We start from the raw sequence: 20711 nt of genomic DNA on the forward strand, positions 1-20711 counted from the left end.
GTGTCCGGCCGGAGGATGGATTCCGGGTTGCAAGGGACGGGCCGTAAAAAAATTATCTTAATACCATGAAATAGATGAAGATAGCTTGAGGGGGGCGGCGTCATTCCTCTGACGGCGGGAGCGGCTGGCGTGCAAGCCGGTTGCGTTTTGGCGGCGGCGAAGCTAGCTTGCGCTCCACTTCCCGGAGGTCGCGACGTCACCCGATGAACATTACCAGCTTTGAATTTTCTCTTTTTTTCGCGGCCATTTTGCCGCTCAACTGGATGTTGCGCCGGTTCGATGCGCCGTACCGGTTGTTCCTGCTCCTCGCCTCCTATGTTTTTTACGCCTCGTTCAACGCCAAGTTTCTGCTCATCCTCTTGGTCTTCAGTTTTCTGACCTGGTTTTTCGCCGTGGTTTTCGCCGAGACCTCGGATCTCAGGTTCCGGCGATTCTGCCTGGTCCTCTACGTGGCCTTTTCCCTGGGCATGCTCGCTTTCTTCAAGTATTACGAGATGCTCTACATTTCGGCCGACTGGCTGTTCCGCACCTTTTCCGTCACCAGTCCGGTGCCGCTCCTCGACGTCATCATGCCCATCGGCATCTCGTTTTTCACGTTCCAGGGCATGAGTTACGCCATCGACGTCTACCGGGACCCGGCCAAGGTGGAGCGGAGTCTGGTCGAGGTCTTCTGCTTCATCTCCTTTTTCCCGACCATCCTGTCCGGACCGATCCTGCGGGCCGGCAATTTCCTGCCCCAGCTCAAGCGGGAGCGGGTCGTGCCCGTGGACTTCACCCGGGCCTTTTACCTGCTGACCCGGGGGCTGGTGAAAAAGATCATCATTTCGAGCTACCTGTCCGAGCATATCGTGCGCACCACCTTTGGCGCGCCGGAAGGGTTTTCCTCGGCCGCGGTCCTGGTCGGCGTCCTGTCCTATGCCGCCCAGATCTACTGCGACTTTTCCGGCTATTCCGATCTGGCCCAGGGCGTGGCCCTCCTGATGGGCTTCGATATCCCGGACAACTTCAACGCCCCCTATACGTCGTTGAGCCTTCGCGATTTCTGGCGGCGCTGGCACATCACCTTTTCGGTGTGGCTCCGGGATTATCTGTATATCTCACTTGGCGGGAACCGCAAAGGCCGGTTTCGAAAATACCTGAACCTCGTCCTGACCATGGCCCTTGGCGGACTGTGGCACGGGGCGGCCTACAACTTCCTGGTCTGGGGCTTTATCCACGGTTTCGGGCTGGTGGGGACCCATCTGGTCGGGGAGTACCGGTCGGCCCGGGCGGCGGCCCGGGTGGCGGCGGGCCTGCCGGCCACCGGCTCGCGAGTCCTCACGGGCGTGTGGAACGCCGGCTGCTGGCTGGCCACCTTCTCCTACGTCACCGTGGCCTGGGTCTTCTTCGGGGCCGAGGACGCGGGCAAGGCCGTGGAGATTCTCAGACGCGTGGTGGCCTGGGACCCGTCCGGGGCCGGTTTCCGGCCGACGTGCCTGGCGCTGGTGGCCGTGGTCCTGGCCGTGCAGCTCCTTGGCCTGTCGGGCCGGGATGCCTTCCGGACGGTTTTCGAGAAACTGCCCATGCCGGTCCAGGGCGCGGCCCTCGGCCTGGCGGCCGCCTGCATCCTGAAGCTCGGCCCGGACGGCGTCCTGCCGTTCATTTACTTCCAGTTCTAGTTTTTCCCCTCCTTGCCGGATCCTTTCCGGTTTTTGGTATTCTTCTTGTAGAAAACACCCCGTTCTGGTATGGTGCATACCCAGGATGGGAAAGCAGCCATGGCTGTCGCGTCAGGCGGCAAGTGCCTCGAATCGTTGGGGAAAGTGATATCCCTGGGAGGCTTTGGCACTTGCGGCGGCGCGGCGTCAGGGACGCCGGTTGTTTGAGATTCTCATACCATCTTGGGTCGCGTTTCTTACATTTTCATGCCGCCGCCGGGGCTTGCGTTCGCGATGGGGGTCGCGGGCAAGGGTTTCCGGGCGGGCGATGAGGTGTTGTATGCGAAACCCGAGTCAGGCCCTGCTCCTGGCCGTTTTGATGGCGTCCCTGATCCTGCCCCCGGGCCTGCCCGTGGCCGACGCGGCCCCTGCCGGTCCCGCCGCCGGGGCCCGGCGCATTCTGCTCGTGGGCGATTCCCTGTCCATCGGCCTTGGCAAACAACTCGACACCGTTTTCGCCGGACGGCCGGGCGTCTCCTTTGCCCATCTCGGCAAGGTTTCGAGCGGTCTGGCCAATCCCGCCTTTTTCGACTGGGACGCCCAGCTCGCCGCCCAGGTCAAGGCCAACCACCCGGACATGGTCCTCATCATGCTCGGGGCCAACGACGACAAGGCGCTGCCCACGTCCGACGGCCGGTCCGCCGCCTTCGGCACCCGGGACTGGGACGTGGCCTACGCCGAGCGTCTGGGCCGGCTCCACGCCATCATCCGGGCGGACAACCCCGCCGCCTCCGTTTATTTCATCGGCGTGCCGGTCATGGGCGACCCGTCCTTCAATACCTCCATGGTCCACGTCAACGGCGTGTTGGCCCGGGCGGCCAGGAGCCTGCCCGGTTGTTCCTTCATTGACGTCAAGGACGTGCTGGCCGACCCGTCGGGCGCCTTCGCCCCGCTGGCCAAGGCCCCGGACGGCGGACTGGTCAAGCTGCGGGCCGAGGACGGCGTCCACATCTCCGGGGCCGGTTCGAGGTTGCTCGCCGCCCGGTGCCTGGAAGCCGTGTCCGATGCCGCCGGCCTGCCCAAGGCCGCGCTCCTCGCCTCCCTGGAAGACAAGGACTTGAAGCCCATCGCCGCCGCCGGCGCCTCGCCCCTCCGTCTGGCCGAGGCCGCCCCGGCCAAGGCCCCGGCCCCGGCCGCGCCGGCCCCGGCCGTCAAGGTCGCCAAGGCCGCGCCCGCGCCGGTCCTCGCGCCGGCCGCTCCCGTCGTCCCGGCCCCGGCCCGCCCGGCCGCCGGCGGAGCCTATGCCGTGGCCGACGGCGACACCCTCTGGTCCGTGGCCAAGCGGCTCGGCGTATCTCCGGAAGCCCTTTCCGCCGCCAATCCCGGCATCGATCCCCGCCGCATGTCCATCGGCCAGACCCTGGCCGTGCCGGCCGGCCAGTCCCCGGCCCTGCTGGCCGAGGCAGAGGGCCGGGCCGCCGCGCCCGCGCCGCACCCGGCCGAGCCTGCCCGGCCGGCGGCCGCGTCCGGCCGGGTCCACAGCGTGGCCGACGGCGACAACTTCTGGTCCGTGGCCAGGCAGCACGACGTGACCGTGGCCGCCCTGACCGAGTCCAATCCCGGCGTCGAGCCGACAAGGCTGCACATCGGCCAGCCCCTGGTCATTCCCGTCGCGGGGCAGGCCGCCGCCAAGGCCACGGCCGTGGCCAGGGCCGACGGCGACCGCTACGTGGTGGCCGACGGCGACAACTTCTGGTCCATCGCCCGCCGCTTCGGCATCGATGCGGCCGAGCTCAAGCGGGCCAACGCCGCCGTCGATCCCCAGAAGCTCCAGCCCGGCCAGCTTCTGGCCCTGCCCGGTTCCGCCCGGGCCGAGGCCGGCCGCGCCGCGCCGCCCGCCCCGCGCCAGGACGTCCGTTCCGGCCGGGGGCTGAGCGACGCGGCCCTCTATCCCGTGGCCAAGGGCGACACCCTCTGGGCCTTGTCCAAGCGGTTCGGCGTGGATTTCGCCGCCCTGGTCTCGGCCAACGGCGAGCTCGATCCGGCCCGGCTCCAGGTGGGCCAGCTCGTGACCATCCCGGCCGGCGAGTCCGTGGCTTCGGCCGAATCCCTGGTCTTTCCGGTTGCGGCCGGCGACACCCTCTGGAGCATCGCCCGGCGGTTCGACGTCTCCATCGAGGCCCTGGTCGCGGCCAATCCCGGCGTCGATCCCCTGCGGCTTCACGAGGGCCAGGCCCTGCGCGTGCCGTCGTCCCTGGCCGCTGTGGCCGCTTCGGCCGCGCCCCGGACCGAGCCGGCCGCGCCGGCGGCCGCCGTCCCGGCCGACGCCGCCCTGCCGGTCCCGGCCCCGTCGGCCCCGTCGGCCGCCGTCGAGGCGGCCCGGCTCCATACGGTCTCCGTCGGCGACACCCTCTGGGGCCTGTCCCACCGCTACGGCGTGAGCGTGGGCCGCATCCTGTCGGAAAACGCGGGCATCGACCCGGTGCGCCTGCACGTGGGCCAGACCCTGCGCCTGCCCGGCAGCGCCGTGGCCATGGCGGCCCGGTAAGAGAGGAAGCGGAGCGAGGATGCCGCCGGCGGCCGGGAGGGGATTTTCCCACCCCCTCCCGGACCCTCCCCAGCGGGGGGCGGACCGGGATTTGACCGGGGTCGCCAAGCCGGTTACACGTCGATCAAGGCCTTTCATTGACCGGAGACGGGCAGCGACCCGGTACGGGGAACGGACAGCCGCCGCGAGGCGGCCGGAACACGGAGGGCGACATGGATGCATCGAGCCTCGGCTCCCTGGCTGCGGCCATGGACAAGCAGACCATCGGCGCGGAAGTCGTGTCCAAGACCCTGGACGCCATGAACGGTTTCAGTGCGACGTCCTCCACGCCGACCGACAAGCAGACCTTCGGCGCGGCCGTGGTCGGCAAGACCCTGGAGTATATGAATAGCGGCGGCACCGGCTCCCACGCCGCCAGCGACATGAGCCAGACCTACAATTTTTCCAAGGACGTACTCGGGGCCTATACCTCCGGCGTCGGCTCCCTGGCGGACTACAGCGCCTGACCCCGGCGCGGCCGCGTGGCCGGGCCGGCCGGAGCCGCGCCTCCCGGAGCCGGAAGACGCGGCCCGGGGAGGGCTTTGGCCAAGGCCCCGGGCGATCCATTTTCCATAACCATTCTTCCCATCAAGGGGTCCGGGACAACCTCCCGGCAAGGCGCGGGGGCGCGGTTCCCCGCTTCTTTTCCTCCTTTGAAGGAGCAGGCGTGAGAAAGCTTTTGCGGGTGGATATCACCGCTCCCGACCAGGGCGACCTGGCCGAGCGGGTGGAGGCCTGGCTGTCCGAGCGCACAGCCCAGGGCTGGGAGGAGGCGAGTGTGGATGACGGCGCGGCCGTGCGGTTCCGGGTCCATCTGGAAGACGCGCCCCCGGCCCGGGATTTCGCCGACGAGGCGGCCAGGGACTGGCCGGCCCTTTCCATCGCCGTTTCCACCATCGAGGAAGAGGACTGGGGCGCGGCCTGGATGGCCTTTTTCACGCCCATCGAGGTGGGAAGCGTCTTTGAGATCCTGCCGCCCTGGATGGAGGGCAAGGACATCGGCGACCGAAAGCCCATCCTGATCGAGCCCAAGATGGCCTTCGGCACCGGCCACCACCCGACCACGGCCCTTTGCCTGGAGGCCTTTGCCGACTGCTTCGCCGCCGGCCGCATCGGCCCGGGCAACCGGTTTCTCGACCTCGGCACCGGGTCCGGCATCCTCGGCATCGGCCTTTGCAAGCTCGGGCTGACCGGCGTCGGCCTCGACATCGATCCCCAGGCCGTCTGGTGCGCGGCCGAAAACCTGCGCCGCAACCACGTGGAAGCGGCCATGGGCCTGGCCGTCGGCGGCGCGGGCAGCCTGGCCGAGGGCGCCGTCTTCGACATCGTGGCCGCCAACATCCTGGCCGCGCCGCTGGTGGCCATGGCCGGCCGGCTGGTCCGCCACGTGGCCCCGGGCGGGGTGCTGGTCCTTTCCGGCATCCTCACCACCCAGGCGTCCGATGTGGCCGCCGCCTACCGGGCCGCCGGCCTGCCCGAACCCGAAACCCGGGAATCCGGGGAGTGGGCGTCGCTGGTCTGGCGGTGAGTTTACATTCCCTGAAAACCCGTTTACTAGGTCATTTTCCCGGCTCTAAACCTCTAGCCCAAACCGTGTTCAAGGCCTAAGCCATGCACCTGAAAAAACGTGTTCTCGTCACCGGCGGCGCCGGTTTCCTTGGTTCGCACCTGTGCGAGCGTCTGCTTGAACGGGATTGCGACGTCATCTGTCTGGACAACTATTTTACCGGCTCCAAACAGAACGTCTTGCACCTGCTCGACAATCCGCACTTCGAGCTCTTGCGCCACGACGTCACCTTCCCGCTCTACGTGGAAGTCGACGAGATCTACAACCTGGCCTGCCCGGCCTCGCCCATCCACTACCAGCACGACCCGGTGCAGACCACCAAGACCAGCGTGCACGGCGCCATCAACATGCTCGGCCTGGCCAAGCGGCTGCGGGCCAAGATCATGCAGGCCTCGACCTCGGAAGTCTACGGCGACCCCTCGGTCCACCCGCAGCCCGAGTCCTACTGGGGCAACGTCAACACCATCGGCTTCCGCTCCTGCTACGACGAAGGCAAGCGCTGCGCCGAGACCCTTTTCTTCGATTACCGCCGCCAGCACAACCTGCGCATCAAGGTGGCCCGCATCTTCAACACCTACGGCCCGCGCATGCACCCCAACGACGGCCGCGTGGTGTCCAATTTCATCATCCAGGCCCTGCGCGGCGAGCCGCTGACCGTTTACGGCCAGGGCCAGCAGACCCGGTCCTTCTGCTACGTCGACGACCTGATCGAGGCGTTCTTGCGCCTGATGGAAACGCCGGACGACTTCACCGGCCCGGTCAACACCGGCAACCCCGGCGAATTCACCATCCTGGAACTGGCCCAGATGGTCATCGAATACACCGGCTCCAAGTCCGTCATCGACTACCGGCCCCTGCCCCAGGACGATCCCAAGCAGCGCCGCCCCGACATCACCCTGGCCAAGGCCAAGCTCGATTGGGAACCCAAGGTGCCGCTGACCGAAGGACTTAAAAAGACCATTGAATACTTTGACGCCTTCCTGCGCGGCAAATAGCCGGAAGCGGTTCGTTTCATGACGCCCGACGATCCGGGTCGCGTCGCCCCGAAGCCGGGCGCCACGATTGTCCTCGTGGTGCCCGTCTACAACGAGGACCAGGGCCTTTGCGCCCTGCGCGACAGGATCGTCGCGGTCATGGACCGGATTCCCTACGACTGGAGCTGCATCCTGGTCGACGACGGCAGCCGCGACGCCTCCTGGTCGGTGATCGAATCCTTCGTGGCCGCGGACGCCCGGTTCAAGGGCATCATGTTCTCGCGCAACTTCGGCAAGGAGATGGCCCTGACCGCCGGGGTGGAGGCCGCTCTCGGGGCCGACGCCGTCATCTGCCTCGACGCCGACCTGCAACACCCGCCCGAGATCATTCCGCAGCTCATCGCCAAGTGGGAGGAGGGCTACGACATCGTGGCCACCATCCGCGAGAAGGTGGCGGACTACTCCCTGGTCAAAAAGATCGGGTCCAAGACCTTCTACTGGTTCATGTGCCGGTTCACGGACCTCGATCTGCCCCCCAATTCCACGGACTTCCGCCTGCTGGACCGCAAGGTCATGGAGACGCTTTCGAAATTCACCGAAGGCTCGCGCATGTTCCGGGGCATCATCGACTGGATGGGGTTCAAAAAGACCTACATCGCCTTTTGCGCCCCGGCCAGGAGCCAGGGCAAGCCGGCCTATCCGGTCAAAAAGCTTTTCAACCTGGCCATCAACAGCTTCACCTCCTTCTCGCTGGTGCCGCTGCGTCTGGCCGGCTACCTGGGGCTCATCATCATGGCCGTGACCCTGCCGCTGTTGTGCGGCATGGTGCTCGGCAACTGGTTCCTGGCCGCCAACATCACGCCCATCGCCTTTTTCACGGTCTTCAACACCCTCTTGATCGGCATCGTCCTTTGCGCGCTGGGCATGATGTCGCTCTACATCGGCCACATCCACACCGAGGTGGCCAACCGGCCGCTGTACATCATCCGTTCCCGGGCCGGGGCCTGGGACGCTCCCCCGGTGACGGCGGCCCCGCCCCGGCCCTGAGGCCCGTCCCGTTTAGGCCTTCCCGGCCGGGCCGGGCGCCGCTTCCACCGCCGCGCCGGCCGCCGGGCCTTGAGCAGGGGCCGGGCAAGGTGTATAACAGCGACGCCGGCACGTTTCCCGGCCTGTCGCGCCAGAAAATCGGACGATTATGCCGCAAGACGGCCGGCAACCCCCTGGAAGACGGCCGGGCCGGCCTTTTTCCATGGCAACGACCGCCGGGGCGCGGCCGAAAGCGGCCAGCGGAAGCGATCGTTTTGGACCTCCGTGCCGGGTCCGCGAACATGAGGCGAGTCGCCGGAGGCCGGCCGCGCTGTCGGCCGGCTTTCCGGCGGCCCGTCCGAACGAAAGGCGGGCGACGACATGCAGACGCGCAAGGTCGATCACCAGCGGATGCTCGCGGATGCGCGCAGCATCCGCGAGAATATCAGCCGGGCCCGAGGCTATCTGCGGCGCGACGACCTCTACCGGTGCATCGAGGCGGCCAGCGACGCCATGGTCCTTAAAGGCAACAACCCCGCCCTGGGGCTTGGCCGGTCCGAAGTGGACCTGCTTTTCGCCGAAATGTGCGATGATTTCAGCCGGCATCCCCGGGTGGTGGCCTTCCTGGAAGGCCTTGGCGTCTCTGGAACGCCTTTTCTGCGGTACAAGCCCGGGGACGAGACGCTTTTGCTCAAGAAGCTGGCCGCATTGCGCATCAAGATGGAAGAGGCCGAGGAGCGGGAGAAGGAACGGGCGGCCCGGCGTCGAAAAGTGCAGAAAGAGGAGTGGCTGCACCTCGGACGCGAGCATCTGGACCAGAAGAGCTATCCCAAGGGCAAGGTCTATCTGCGGCGGGTGGTGGAGACGTTTGGCGAGGAGCCGGACGTGACGCGCGAGGTGGGCCGGCTGTTTGCCGACGCCGGGCTCCTGATCGAGGCGGCGGAGATGTTTTCCCTGGCCATCGAGCGCTTCCCCACGGACCAGCAGGCCTGGCGACTGGCCATCGACACCTACGACGCGCTTGGGGAATTCAAGAAGGCCGAGAGCCTCTACCTCGACGCGGTCAAGGCCTTCGGCGGCCATCCCATGACCTTTCTCAACATCGCCCGCTTCTACCTCAAGTGGCACCGCAAGGACGACGCCTACGACTACGCCCAGCGCGCCCTGGACCTGGACCCGGACCTGGCCGAGGCCAGGGAGATCCGGGAGAAGGTCGAGCGGTAGCCGGGCCGCCTACTTTCCGATGCAGAATTTCGAGAACACCGCGTTTAAAACGTCGTCGGCCGAGGTCTCGCCGGTGATGTCGGCCAGGGCCAGGCTCGCCGCCTCCAGCCGCACGCCGAGCAGATCGTAGGGCAGGTCGTCCCGGATGTCGCCGAGCAAGGCCAGCAGCTCGTCCCGGGTCGCGACCAGGCAGGCGGCCTCGCGGTCGCTCGGGGCCGGGGTTTCCGGCTCGGGCAGGCCGGCGTCCCGGGTGAGCCTAGTCCGGATGGCGGTGAGGAGTCCGGCCAGCCCGTGGCCCGTGCGCGCCGACACCGCCACCGACTCCAGGCCCCGGATGGCCAGGATGTCGCCCGGGGCCGGAGTCGCCGCCGGCAGGTCGGCCTTGGCCACCACCCCGAGCACCCGGTCGGGCCCAAGGGCCGCCACCAGCTCCTCGGCCTCGGCATCGGGCGCGAAGGGGACCGAGCCGTCGACCACGTAGAGCCCGAGGGCGGCCGTGCCGGCCAGGGCCAGCCCCCGGGCCTTGCCGGCCTGTTCCACGGCGTCCAGGGTCTGGCGCAGTCCGGCCGTGTCGGTCAGGTTGACCGGCAGGCCGTCCAGATCCAGCCCCTCTTCCAGATAATCGCGGGTGGTGCCGGGCACGTCGGCCACCAGGGCCCGGTCCGTGCCGAGCAGCGCGTTGAAAAGGCTCGACTTGCCGGCGTTGACCCGGCCGAAAAGGGCCACCCGGGCTCCCTCGCGAAAGGGCCTGGCCCGACGGTGGGCGGCCAGAAGCGTCTCCACCCGGTCGATGACCGCCGAAACACCCGCGCCAAACGACTTCTTGGGCAGGCATTCCACCTCGTCGTCCGGAAAATCCACGGCCAGGCAGACGCTGGCCCGCAGGTCGTCCAGGGCCAGCCCCAGCTCCCGGGCGGCCTGGCCCATGCCGCCGGACAGGCGGACCAGGGCCATGTCGGCCTGGGCATCGCCGCGCGCGGCCACGAGCTCGGCCACGGCCTCGGCCTGGGACAGGTCCAGGCGGCCGTTGACGTAGGCCCGGCGGGTGAATTCCCCGGGCCCGGCCGGCCTGGCCCCGTAGGCGAAGGCGGCGGCCAGGACCGCGCGCAGGACGGCCGGCGAGCCGTGGCAGAAAAACTCCACCGTGTCCTCGCCGGTGTAGCTGCCCGGGCCCGGCATGTAGGCGGCCATGGCCTCGTCGATGATGCGGCCGGACGGGGCGCGAAGCGACCCGTGGTGCAGGATGTAGGGCCGAAGGCCGGAAAATCCGGGACGCGGCGACAGGAAGAGCCGCGAGGCCACCAGCCGGCTCTGGGGGCCGCTCACGCGCACGATGCCGACGCCGCCGCGCCCGGGCGGGGTGGCCACGGCCGCGATGGTGTCTGCGGGCGTCTCCCGGGCGGCGGACATGGCGGTCAGCTCCCGGAGGCGCAGCCGGGCCGGGCGAGCAGGGTCTTGATCCCCTTGCCCATGCGGGCGATGCCCTCGGCGATGCGCTCGGGGTCGGCGTTGGAGAAATTGAGCCGCAGCGTCCGCTCGCCGCCGCCGTCCACGAAAAACGGCCCGCCCGGCACGAAGGCCACCTTTTCCTTGATGCAAAGGTCAAAGAGGGCAAAGGCCGAGCAGCCTTCCGGCAGGGTCACCCACAGGAACATGCCGCCCTCCGGCTCGGTGCAGGTCACCTCGGCCGGGAACTCCGCCTTGATCCGCTCGATCATCAGGTCGCGCTGGGCCCCGTACACGGCCCGGATGGTGGCGATGTGGGCGTCGAGGTCGTTGTCGGCCAGGAACTGGATGAGGATGCGCTGGACCAGGGTCGAGCAGTGGAGATCGGACGCCTGCTTGGCCGTGACAAGCTTGGCCAGGGTGTCCGGCGTGGCCACCACCCAGCCGAGGCGCAGGCCCGGGGCGGCGATCTTGGAAAACGTGCCGAGGAGGTAGGCGTCCTGGGTCAGGAAGCTGGTCACGGGCGGCAGGGGTTCGCCGAAAAAGCGCAGCTCGCCGTAGGGGTCGTCCTCCACGAAGACCGTGTCCGACATGCGAAGGATCTCGGCCACGGCCCGGCGGGCGGCCAGGGAATAGGTCAGGCCCGACGGGTTCTGGAAGTTCGGCACGGCGTAGAACATCTTGGCCCGCCTGGAGAGCACCACCTCGGTCAGGCGGTCGAGGTCCGGCCCCTCCGGCCCAAGGGGCACGCCGGCAAAGGCCGGCTCGAAGATGGAAAAGGCCTGGATGGCCCCGATGTAGCCGGGCAGCTCCACCCCGACCAGGTCGCCCGGATCGAGGAAGACCTTGCCGAGGAGGTCGAGGCTCTGCTGGGAGCCGTTGGTGACCAGGATGTGGGCCGGATCGATGTCGAGGTTCTTTTTGGCCTTGTACCGGGCCGCGATCCACTCGCGCAGGGCCGGCTCGCCCTCGGTGACGGAATATTGCAGGGCGGCGGGCCCGTTTTCGGCCAATACCCTGGCGGCCGCGTCGGCCATGGGGCCGGTGGGAAAAAGGTCGGGCTTGGGCAGGCCGCCGGCAAAGGAGATGATGGACGGATCGGCGGTGACCTTGAGGATCTCCCGGATGAACGAACGGCGGACCTGGGACATGCGTTTGGCGAAAGCGGGCACGGTCTTGACCTCCTGCGGATGGAGGCCGCGAAAAAAGGCCAGCCGGACGGGCTGACGGGTCGGAAAGCGCGGCCTATCGGCCCAGTCTAAACCGGACCCGGCCGGGATCAAAGCATTTTATCGGGGCGGAGTCCTAGAGGCTCCCGATCCGGCCGCCCAGGGCGAATTCCAGGTTGACCAGGGCCGCCTGCTCCTCGCGCAGGGCCTGGTTGTGGCGCAGCCGTTCGCGCAGGAGCCCGAGCCGGGCCTCCAGGGCGTCCAGCTCCGAGAGCTGCATGGCCCGGGCGTAGGTGCCGGCCCAGTCGGCGGCCCGCTTGGCCGGGGGCAGGACGCCGGCGGCCAGCCCCTGGGCCGTGGCCCGGGCCAGCCCGGCCTCCTCCAGGGCGCGCTGGGCCGCTTCCCGGGCCTCGGCCCGGGCCTCCTGCAACAGCCGACCGGCCTGCCGGGCCCGGAAGGCCGCCTTGGCCTTCTGGGCTTGGTTCTGGTCGAAGACCGGCACCTTGACCGAAGCCCCGGGCCCGAGGGTCCGGTTGCTCTCGATGTCCAGGTCATAGCCGGCCCCGACCTCGAAGTCCTTGAGCCAGCGGATGTTTTCCAGGTCCACGCCGCTTTGGGCCGCCTTTACGGCATAGGCCGCGGCCCGCACGCCCAGGTTGTTGGCCTCGGCAAAGGCGACGGCCGCGGCCGCGTCGGGCAGGGCCGGCGGCTCGGCCGGGACGTCGCCCGCGATGGCGAAGTCCTGGCCGGCGGCCAGGCCCATGACCCGGGCCAACCGGGCCTTGGCCACGCCGGCCCTGGCCCGGAGTTCGGCCACCTCCAGCCCGGCCCGGGCCGTGGCCGCCTCCAGGGTCGCGAGCTTCGACTCGTCGGCCAGCCCGAACTGGCTGTAGCGCTTGCCGGCGGCGGCGAGCTTTTTCACCTCTCCGGCCACGTCCGAGGCCAGGGCCAGGCTGCGCCGGGCGTAAGCCATCTCCAGCCAGGCCAGCTTGGCCTCCCGGGCGGCGGCCATGGCGTCGTGGCCGACCACGAGGATCTCGCGCTCCAGTTCCGCCTGGGCCTTGGCCGTACGGTCCCGGACCTCGGCCAGGTCGGACACCGAGACCATGGCCTGGGCGGCCAGGCTGCCCAGCGGCCCGCCGGCGAAGAGCGGGAACCCGAACAGCACGGCCAGCGAGGGATTTCGCGGCAACCCGGCCTGGACGACCTCGGCCCGGGCCACGCCGATCGCCTCGAACCGGGCCTGGACGCCGGGGTTGTTGATGAGCGTCAGGCGCACGGCGTCGCCCATGGTCACGCCCCGGGCCAGGATGGCTTGCACCTCTTTGGCCACAAAGGCCTCGTCCTCGGGGGTGCGGACCCACAGGGGCTGGCTGTCCTCGGTGGCGGCCACCAGGGCGGCCGTCTTGGCGAAATCGGCCTCGGGTCGGACCTTGGCGCAGCCGGCCAGGGCCGCAACCAGGCACAAGAAGAGGAGGGGGCGTCGCATCTTATTGTCCTCCTGTCCGGCCGTGCCCGGCGTGGGGGGCGGCGGCCGGAGCGTCGGGCGCGGCCGGGCCGGGAGCCGGGGCGTTGCCGGGCATGGACCCGTGGCCGGGCATGTCCATGGGGGCGGGCGCGGGCTTGGCGTCCCCGTCGGCGGCGGCCACGTCGAAGAGCATGGTCATGCCGCCCATGCCCATGATGCCCATGGGAACGCTCGCGTGGGCGTTCACCACGTGGTGGAGCTTGTGGCAGTGCATGTGCCAGTAGCCGGGGTTGGTGAAGGTGAATTCCACGTCCCGGGCCGTGCCCGGGGCCACGTTGACCGTGTTGCCGGGCCACTGGGCCGACTCCGGGATGGGGCCGCCCTCGGTGCCGGTGACCCGCCAGGTGACGCCGTGCAGATGGATGGGGTGGGCGTGCATGTTGGACAGGTTGGCGAAGCGGATCCGGACGGTCTGGCCAACCCGGGCGGTCAGGACGGCGGTGGAGGGACCGGCCTTGCCGTTCATGGTGAACCAGTTGGGATCGGTGGAGGTCACGTCCACGTAAGGATTGCCGGGCAGAAAGAACCACTCCTGGAGCAGGATGGCGAAGTCCCGGTCCACCCGGCGGGAGCCGTCGGCCGGGTGGCTGATGAAAAAGCCGCCAAGGCCCATGCCGACCTGCTTTTTCTCGTTGAAGGACGAATGGTACATGTAGGTGCCGACCTGGTGCACCGTGAATTCGTAGGTGTAGGTCTGGCCCGGCCGGATGGGGGGCTGGGTCAGGCCGCCGACGCCGTCCTGGCCGTTTGGCACCTCGAGGCCGTGCCAGTGGATGCTGGTCGGCTCCGGCAGCTCGTTTTTGACCACGATGCGGACCCGGTCGCCCTGGACGACCTCGATGGCCGGGCCGGGCACCGAGCCGTTAAAGCCCCACAGCCGGACTTTTTTCGGGATGTCCATGCCGTGCATGCCGCCCATGGCCGCGTGCCACCGCTCCCAGACCGTGCCCCGGGCCGGCGGGCCGTCGAGGAGCAGGCGTTCCACGGGCTGGGCGGTCAGGCGGAAGACCTTGACGTCCCCGTCCATTTCGTAGCCGAGGCTCGGCAGGTGCGGGGTGATGACCACGCCGGTCCCCTTGCCGGTCAATCGCGGCGGGGCGGTGATGGCGATGGCCGGATCGCGCCAGGGAAAGAGGGTGCCATGCCCGGGCATATCCATGGCGCCGTGGCCGGACATGTCCATGCCGCCGGCCATGGAGCCGCCGTGCCCGGCGTGGCCCGGGGAGCCGTGGCCGGCCATGTCCATGGCCGCGGCGGTGGCGTCGGCCTTGGCCAGGGCCGGGGCGGCGGCAAAGAGCGGAGCCAGGGCGGACAGGGCCAGGAAGCGGCGGCGTCCGGGCCGGGCCTCGGCGTCCGGCGGCGCTTTTCGGGCCAACCGACTCGTGATGCGAGCAAACAAACCGGTCATCGCGCCTCCTGGGGGCGGTGGGGTGCGGCGGGGAACGGGGCGTCTCCGACGGCTGCGGTCTGTTTCATGTGAAGCACGAATCGAGGGAAAAAGGCAACAGGCGGGCGAGGGGGAATCGGGCAAGCCGGGTGCGCCCGAGGGACGGCGGCCGGCCGGGACCGGAAGTCGGTGTGAAGGCCCGGCCCACCGGGCGGCCGCGGCCGCCTGGCGTGGGAGGGGGTGTCAGGCCGTCCCGGAACGCGGCCCGACCTGAAGGCGTCCGGGATGGATGGGGCACGACACGCCCACCGGACCCGTGTCAGGCGCGTCCACGGATCCGTTGCGTCGTCCGTACGGGGCCGCTCAACCGATCAACCGCAGGACCCGTTCCAGGTCGAGCGAGTGAACATTCCGAAAGGAATCGGAGGCCTGGGAGGCCTGGCGCACGTCATGGACCAGGGAAGACGCCTCTTCGAAGGAGATGTCGGCCTGATCGCCCGCAGGGCCGAACCTGCCCGACAAGTTCAAGGAAACGGCTTGGTCGCCGGGGGTGGCTTGCCGTTCCTGTCGCCGGCTGCTGATTTTGGAACGCACATCGGACAATGTATTTTGGAGAGAGGCCAGGGCGTTGACTTGCATGCTGTTTGTCTCCTTGGGTTACGGTTACCCGCTGATCAGTTGCATGGCCATTTTTGGCAACGAATTGGCCTGGGCCAGCATGGCGACAGCGGCTTGCGTCAGGATCTGTTGCCGGACAAATTCCGTCATTTCCGAAGCGACATCGACATCCGATATCTGTGATTCCGAAGCCATCAGATTTTCAGCCTGGATCTGCAAATTGCTGATGGTATTTTCCAGCCTGTTTTGCACGGCTCCGAGAGACGCCCTGGCCTTGTCCTTGTTGATGATCGCCTTGCTTATGGCGTCCAAGGCGTTCTGGGCATCTTCCTGCGTCCGTATGGTATTGCCGCTGTAGTCGTATTTATCCAAGAACCAGTCGGTGCTGTCGGTTACGGATTGTGAGTAGGAGGTAAATTCATAGGGGGAAATGCTTGCCGGCGCGGAAGGAATCGCCGGGTCAGGCGCTCCGATATAGTTGCCGAGCTTGGTGGCCGCCGCCCTGGCCCACTGGAATTTGATTTTTTCTTGTGCAAACGAATCGAGGGCCTGATATTCGTCCCAGGTCGTGACGGGTGGATTCACATAGGAATCCGGATACCCCTCGCTCGGCAGGTCGAGATACCGTTGCCGTATGGCGTCAAAAGTCGCTTGCGATGTGGGGATGGACCATTCCGTCATCCTTTCGGATAAATAAGCGGGGTAGTCGTTTATCAGCTCATTGAAGTCATCGGTGGTAATGTCGCCGGACTCCTCCAGGGGCTTGAAGGTCTGATAGAGATCGGCTGCCCAATAGCCGGAAATTCTCGAGATGGCATCTTCGGCGGTGGCATTGGAGCCGAGAGACAAGGCTTCGGCGGTCATATTTTCAATTTGCACGTAATAGTAATCTTCGGAAGAGTTGTTGCCCGTTCCGAAGTGCACTTTCAACTTTCCTGCAGAACTCAACCCATTTCCCATATGGACAATAGACGACAGATTGCCATTCAGGAGATGAATGCCATTGAAATCCGTCGCCATGGCGATTCGAGTGATCTCGGAGGCCATGGCTTGGTATTCTGAATCAATGATCAGTCGTTGATCCGAAGTGTAGGTGCCTGTGGCCGCCTGTTCGGCCAGCTCTTTCATCCGGATCAACTTCTCATCGACAACCTGAAGCGCTCCGTCAGCCGTCTGAATCAGGGATACCGCATCGTTTGCATTGCGTATTCCTTGATTCATCGTCGAGACATCGGAACGCATCAATTCGCGAATGGCCAAGCCGGCGGCGTCGTCCGCCGCACCATTGATTCTTAATCCGGACGACAATCTTCTGGTCGAGGTCGCCAAGGCTCCATAGCTGTTGCTGAGATTCCTTGCCGCATTTATTGCCATGAGATTGTGATTGATGACGAGGCTCATGGGAATCTCCAGTCATAGGGAAAGAGTATGTCAAGCACGGCATCCCAGAAAATACGTCGCCCTCTTCTCGTTGCGCACAGGGGCCAGTCCGGCGCCCCGGACAGGAAACTGGTTCCTTTGGTTACGATCCGCTATCAAGAAATATTCCAGGGTATGTCCCTGCCTGTCCCGCTTGTTGCGATGCCAGCATAAGATGCTGTTATAATTTGCAATAAAATTGAAAAAACATGCAGGCCGTCAGCGGGAAGAAGGGGCTGACGGCTGCGTGCGGCCGTCGGCGGGAAGCGCCGTTGCCGGATTTTTGACAAGGGGTGCGGGAGCCGGGCCAACGGCGCACCGGCCCCTCGGATTCGCTGGCAGGGGCGGGCGACGGCAGGCGGGATGCCACCCGGGCCGACAGCCGGAGCGGGGCGGCAGGCGGCGTTCCGGCTGTCCGGCGCGGGAAAAACGGGCGGAGGCGGGTTGGAACTTGCGGCGCGAGGGCCGCGTCAGGATCGTGGCGTCAGGCAGGAGGCTGGCGCCGCGGATCTTGCCGGCCAGGCGCGTGCCCGTCGGGCCGGAGGGCCTGGGGAACGGTCACCAGACCGATTCGAGAGCCGTTGCCCGCAACGCCGGAGCGTAGGCCGCGGCCGTCAACTTCCCGTTGGCCAGGGCCGTGGCCAGGGCTTCCCCGCCCTCCAGCCACAGCCGGGCCGCCTGCTCCAGGCAGACGCCTGCCCCGAAAACGTCATGGTCGGCCGCGTAGAATCCGTTGCCGCCCCAGGGGACGTCCCGCAGCGGCACGCTGGGGACGTGGCCGCCGGGGCCGGCCTGTCGCATGTAGTCGAAGCCGCCGAAGCCGGCGAAGCCGGCCACGATGCAGCCGCAGGCCATGGCCTCCAGGGGCGGGAGCGGGCAGCCCTCGGGAAAGCCGGTGGCCAGGAACACGTGGCAGGAGCGAAGGGCCGTCGCCACGCCGTCCGGCGGCAGGCCGTCGATGGGCAGCCACTCGTAGGCCAGGCCCGAGCGCGGGGCCCGGGCCTCGGCCAGGCGCCGGATGAGCCCGGCCAGCGCCTTGTTTTTGCGGGGCATGTACCCGACCCGGACCGGCGCTGCCGGTCCCGTGGCGGGCTTGGCCGGGGGCGGGAAGAACCGGGCCGGGTCGATGGCCGGCCGCAGGACCGGGGGCACGGTGCCGAGGGCCTGTCCGATAAACTGCGCCACCGGATCGGACACGGCCAGGAACGCAACCGGAAGCCGGCTCCAGTCCACGCCGTCCGGCAGGCCGTTCCACAGGTAGGCCCAGTTCTGGCAATAGACCACGCACCGGGCCCCGGCGGCCAGCCCCGGGGCCAGCGCGTTGGGCCAGCCCTCGGGCACGAGGTAGGTGTCGCCCGGGCCAAGGCCGGCCGCCGCCAGGGTCGTGACGGGCAGGCCCGGCGGCAGGGCCAGCGGCGTGGCCCCGGCCTCGCGAAGGACGAGCCGCACGTCATGGCCGGCAGCGGCCAAAAGGACGGCCGTGTCGCACAGCACGGCCAGGCCGCCCGAAACCGTGCGCAACGGCGGCAGAAAAACAAAGGTGCGTCCCACGTTCGCTCCCCGGTCGGCCGGCCCATGGTTCCATGTTCCCATGCGCCCATGTTGCCGGCCCGGTTCCAAAAGGCTAACACGAATGGCCCGATGTCTCTGCAACCGTAGATGCCGCAAGGAGTCGCCATGCGCAACAACAAGGATGCCGCCCCCGACCTGACCCTGACCCCGGCGGACACGGCCGTGCCGACGCTCGGCCGGCCGGCCTGCGACAATCCCAAACGGGCCGGGACGTTCGTGGCCGACGATGCGGGCGTCCTGGTCGGCATCGGCCGGGGCACGGTCTCCTGCGACGGCGCGGAGCCGGTCTTTTTCGAGGAGGCCGGGCCCCGGGAGAAGATCTTTTTCACCCCGCACAAGACCAAGATCGCCATCGTCACCTGCGGCGGCATCTGTCCGGGCATAAACGACGTCATCCGGTCCGTCGTCATGGAGGCCCACCACCAGTACGGGGCGGCCGCGACCCTTGGCATCCGCTACGGGCTGCGCGGTTTCATGCCCTCGTGCCGCCACGACGTGCTGGAGTTTTCCCCGGAAAGCGTGGCCGAGATCCACCAGTTCGGCGGCACCATCCTCGGCTCCTCGCGCGGGCCCCAGCCCGTGGACGAGATCGTGGACGCCCTGGAGCGGCTCGGCATCGGCTTTTGCGTCTTCATCGGCGGGGTCGGCACCATGCGGGCCGCCTCGGCCATCCAGGCCGAAATCGCCGGGCGGGGGCTGGCCATCGGCATCGTCTGCATCCCCAAGACCGTGGACAACGACATCCACTTCGTGTCCCGCTCCTTCGGCTTCCTGACCGCCGTGGAACAGGCCACCGAGTCCATCGCCTGCGCCCATGTCGAGGCCCTCGGCGCCCCCTACGGCATCGGCCTGGTCAAGCTCATGGGCCGCCAGTCCGGCTTCATCGCGGCCGAGGCCAGCATGGGCCTCAAGCACGTCAACATGGTCCTCGTGCCCGAGGAGCGGTTCGCCCTTTCCGGCCCGGGCGGCGTTCTCGACGCCCTGTCGGACAGGCTTGCCCGGCGCGGCCACGCCGTGATCGTGGCCGCCGAGGGCGCAGGCCAGCATCTGGTGCCCCCGACCGGCCGGACCGATCCATCGGGCAACCCGGTGCTCGGGGATTTCTGCGGCCTGCTCGCTTCCGAAATAAAACGCCATTTCAAGGGCCAGGGCCTGCCCGTGACCCTCAAGATCATCGACCCGAGCTACATCGTGCGGGCCGTGCCGGCCAACACCGCCGACGCCGTCTACTGCGGCTTTCTCGGCCGGCTGGCCGTCCATGCCGGCATGGCCGGCAAGACCGGGCTCATGATTGGCACGGTCAACGACCGCTACGTCCATGTGCCCCTGCCGCTGACCACCCGCGAGCGAAAACACATCGACATCCGTTCCGACTACTGGCAGGCCGTGCTCGACTCCACAGGCCAGCCCCGCTTCGCGGCCGATCCCTCCTAGAGTTGCAAGGAGCTTCCATGTCCCTGACCCTGTCCGAGGTTTTTTCCGCCATCCGCCCCGTGGACCAGACCCTTTTCCCCGTGGCCGCGGCCCACCTCGACAACCTGACCAAGCCGCGCGGCAGCCTCGGCCGCCTGGAGGAACTGGCCGCCCGGCTTTTCGCCATCTCCGGCGGCGCGGCCCCGACCGTGGACCCGGCCCGGATCTACGTCTGCGCCGGCGACCACGGCGTGGCCGACGAAGGCGTGAGCCTTTTCCCCCAGGCGGTCACCCGCCAGATGGTGGCCAACTTCCTGGCCGGCGGGGCCGGCATTAACGTCCTTGGCGACACGGCCGGAGTGGACATCCGGGTGGTGGACGCCGGCTGCCTCGGCGAGCCCTTTGCCGCCCATCCGCGCTTCGCCGGCTGCCGGGTGGCCTCCGGCACGGCCAATCTGGCCGCCGGTCCGGCCATGAGCCGCGAGGTCTGCGAACAGGCGCTCCTTCTCGGCGCGTCCCTGGCCGCCTCGGCCAAGGCCGAGGGCATCAAGGCCCTTGGCACCGGCGACATGGGCATTGCCAACACCACGCCGTCCACGGCCCTTTTCTGCGCCTACCTGCACCTTGCTCCCGAGGCCATCACCGGCCCGGGCACCGGTCTTGACGCCAAGGGTGTCTGCCGCAAGGCCGGGATCATCGGCCGGGCCCTGGCCCTCCATGCCGACGTCCTGGCCTCGGGCGATCCCGTCGCCATCCTGGCCGCCCTCGGGGGCCTCGAAATCGCCTGTCTGGCCGGGCTGGTCCTTGGCGCGGCGGCGAACAAGCTGCCCATTGCCGTGGACGGGTTCATCTCCACCGCCGCCTACACCGCCGCCCGGGCCATGGCCCCGGCCGTGGCCGACTACGCCTTCCTGAGCCACGCCTCGGCCGAGCCCGGCTACCAGGCCATCATGGCGGCCATGGGCCAGAAGCCGCTCCTGGACCTGGGCCTTCGCCTCGGCGAAGGCACGGGCGCGGCGCTCGCCCTCTTTCTCCTGCGGGCCAGCGCCAACATCTACAACAACATGGCCACCTTCGCCGCAGCCGGCGTCAGCGCGGGCGAGTAGAAGAAGAGAAAAGAGGCCTCCGGCGGCCAGGAGAGGCG

Annotated in this window: 15 protein-coding genes and 2 pseudogenes; 9 read left to right on the plus strand and 8 right to left on the minus strand. The window is 68.1% G+C overall.

Translation table 11 applies throughout. The features are described from left to right. The first annotated feature begins 203 nt into the window (after window positions 1–203). The 7 genes from DFW101_RS14865 (at window position 204) to DFW101_RS14895 (ending at window position 9015) form a co-directional block, all read left to right on the plus strand. Window positions 204–1658 (plus strand): MBOAT family O-acyltransferase, encoded by a 1455-nt coding sequence (locus DFW101_RS14865; protein ID WP_009182344.1) that lies wholly within the window; start codon window positions 204–206, stop codon window positions 1656–1658. A 319-nt stretch (window positions 1659–1977) separates the two neighbouring features. Further along, window positions 1978–4185 (plus strand): DUF459 domain-containing protein, encoded by a 2208-nt coding sequence (locus DFW101_RS14870; RefSeq protein ID WP_009182345.1) that lies wholly within the window; start codon window positions 1978–1980, stop codon window positions 4183–4185. Between the two features lie 212 nt (window positions 4186–4397). After that, the gene (locus DFW101_RS14875; protein ID WP_009182346.1) at window positions 4398–4691 is read left to right on the plus strand and encodes a hypothetical protein; all 294 of its coding nucleotides are present in this window, start codon (window positions 4398–4400) and stop codon (window positions 4689–4691) included. Window positions 4692–4891: 200 nt separating this feature from the next. Beyond that, window positions 4892–5752 carry a 50S ribosomal protein L11 methyltransferase gene (locus tag DFW101_RS14880; protein WP_009182347.1) on the plus strand — a complete coding sequence of 287 codons (861 nt, stop codon included), beginning with the start codon at window positions 4892–4894 and terminating at the stop codon, window positions 5750–5752. Between the two features lie 83 nt (window positions 5753–5835). Then, a complete protein-coding gene (locus tag DFW101_RS14885; protein ID WP_009182348.1) occupies window positions 5836–6786 on the plus strand; it encodes a UDP-glucuronic acid decarboxylase family protein in 951 nt (316 codons plus the stop codon). An 18-nt stretch (window positions 6787–6804) separates the two neighbouring features. Further along, complete coding sequence (locus DFW101_RS14890) at window positions 6805–7812, plus strand: glycosyltransferase family 2 protein (protein ID WP_009182349.1); 1008 nt, start codon at window positions 6805–6807, stop codon at window positions 7810–7812. Between the two features lie 360 nt (window positions 7813–8172). After that, window positions 8173–9015: a tetratricopeptide repeat protein gene (locus tag DFW101_RS14895; protein WP_009182350.1), complete on the plus strand. Its 843-nt coding sequence runs from the start codon at window positions 8173–8175 to the stop codon at window positions 9013–9015. 9 nt (window positions 9016–9024) lie between these two features. Here the strand turns inward: DFW101_RS14895 and mnmE are convergent, their stop codons facing one another. The 8 genes and pseudogenes from mnmE to DFW101_RS14935 all read right to left on the minus strand — a co-directional run bounded on the left by mnmE (window position 9025) and on the right by DFW101_RS14935 (window position 18133). Then, entirely contained in the window at window positions 9025–10425 is a 1401-nt protein-coding gene (gene mnmE, locus DFW101_RS14900; protein WP_009182351.1) for a tRNA uridine-5-carboxymethylaminomethyl(34) synthesis GTPase MnmE, read from the minus strand. A gap of 5 nt (window positions 10426–10430) precedes the next feature. Beyond that, entirely contained in the window at window positions 10431–11633 is a 1203-nt protein-coding gene (locus DFW101_RS14905) for an aminotransferase-like domain-containing protein (protein WP_009182352.1), read from the minus strand. Window positions 11634–11766: 133 nt separating this feature from the next. Then, the gene (locus tag DFW101_RS14910; RefSeq protein ID WP_009182353.1) at window positions 11767–13119 is read right to left on the minus strand and encodes a TolC family protein; all 1353 of its coding nucleotides are present in this window, start codon (window positions 13117–13119) and stop codon (window positions 11767–11769) included. 1 nt (window position 13120) lies between these two features. Further along, window positions 13121–14566 (minus strand): copper oxidase, encoded by a 1446-nt coding sequence (locus DFW101_RS14915; protein ID WP_009182354.1) that lies wholly within the window; start codon window positions 14564–14566, stop codon window positions 13121–13123. A 342-nt stretch (window positions 14567–14908) separates the two neighbouring features. After that, entirely contained in the window at window positions 14909–15184 is a 276-nt protein-coding gene (locus DFW101_RS14920; protein ID WP_009182355.1) for a hypothetical protein, read from the minus strand. 24 nt (window positions 15185–15208) lie between these two features. Further along, window positions 15209–15517, minus strand: a pseudogene (locus tag DFW101_RS19610) (flagellin); the annotation flags it as partial. 468 nt (window positions 15518–15985) lie between these two features. Next, window positions 15986–16564, minus strand: a pseudogene (locus tag DFW101_RS19615) (flagellin N-terminal helical domain-containing protein); the annotation flags it as partial. 576 nt (window positions 16565–17140) lie between these two features. Beyond that, window positions 17141–18133 carry a glycosyltransferase family protein gene (locus tag DFW101_RS14935; protein ID WP_009182357.1) on the minus strand — a complete coding sequence of 331 codons (993 nt, stop codon included), beginning with the start codon at window positions 18131–18133 and terminating at the stop codon, window positions 17141–17143. Window positions 18134–18259: 126 nt separating this feature from the next. On the opposite strand from DFW101_RS14935, the gene DFW101_RS14940 reads away from it, so the two are divergent. Beyond that, the gene (locus DFW101_RS14940; RefSeq protein ID WP_009182358.1) at window positions 18260–19588 is read left to right on the plus strand and encodes an ATP-dependent 6-phosphofructokinase; all 1329 of its coding nucleotides are present in this window, start codon (window positions 18260–18262) and stop codon (window positions 19586–19588) included. 17 nt (window positions 19589–19605) lie between these two features. After that, window positions 19606–20673, plus strand: a complete 1068-nt coding sequence (gene cobT / locus DFW101_RS14945) for a nicotinate-nucleotide--dimethylbenzimidazole phosphoribosyltransferase (RefSeq protein ID WP_009182359.1) — start codon at window positions 19606–19608, stop codon at window positions 20671–20673. Window positions 20674–20711 lie beyond the last annotated feature (38 nt).

The sequence above is a fragment of the Solidesulfovibrio carbinoliphilus subsp. oakridgensis genome (assembly GCF_000177215.2).
Classification (GTDB): Bacteria; Desulfobacterota; Desulfovibrionia; order Desulfovibrionales; family Desulfovibrionaceae; genus Solidesulfovibrio; species Solidesulfovibrio carbinoliphilus.

Excerpts from the sequence above, each read along its gene's own strand:
- DFW101_RS14865 (WP_009182344.1), top strand. The coding sequence starts at position 204 with ATGAACATTACCAGCTTTGAATTTTCTCTTTTTTTCGCGGCCATTTTG.
- DFW101_RS14870 (WP_009182345.1), top strand. The coding sequence starts at position 1,978 with ATGCGAAACCCGAGTCAGGCCCTGCTCCTGGCCGTTTTGATGGCGTCC.
- cobT (WP_009182359.1), top strand. The coding sequence starts at position 19,606 with ATGTCCCTGACCCTGTCCGAGGTTTTTTCCGCCATCCGCCCCGTGGAC.
- DFW101_RS14915 (WP_009182354.1), bottom strand. The coding sequence starts at position 14,566 with ATGACCGGTTTGTTTGCTCGCATCACGAGTCGGTTGGCCCGAAAAGCG.
- DFW101_RS14890 (WP_009182349.1), top strand. The coding sequence starts at position 6,805 with ATGACGCCCGACGATCCGGGTCGCGTCGCCCCGAAGCCGGGCGCCACG.
- DFW101_RS14920 (WP_009182355.1), bottom strand. The coding sequence starts at position 15,184 with ATGCAAGTCAACGCCCTGGCCTCTCTCCAAAATACATTGTCCGATGTG.
- DFW101_RS14885 (WP_009182348.1), top strand. The coding sequence starts at position 5,836 with ATGCACCTGAAAAAACGTGTTCTCGTCACCGGCGGCGCCGGTTTCCTT.
- DFW101_RS14875 (WP_009182346.1), top strand. The coding sequence starts at position 4,398 with ATGGATGCATCGAGCCTCGGCTCCCTGGCTGCGGCCATGGACAAGCAG.
- mnmE (WP_009182351.1), bottom strand. The coding sequence starts at position 10,425 with ATGTCCGCCGCCCGGGAGACGCCCGCAGACACCATCGCGGCCGTGGCC.
- DFW101_RS14910 (WP_009182353.1), bottom strand. The coding sequence starts at position 13,119 with ATGCGACGCCCCCTCCTCTTCTTGTGCCTGGTTGCGGCCCTGGCCGGC.
- DFW101_RS14940 (WP_009182358.1), top strand. The coding sequence starts at position 18,260 with ATGCGCAACAACAAGGATGCCGCCCCCGACCTGACCCTGACCCCGGCG.
- DFW101_RS14895 (WP_009182350.1), top strand. The coding sequence starts at position 8,173 with ATGCAGACGCGCAAGGTCGATCACCAGCGGATGCTCGCGGATGCGCGC.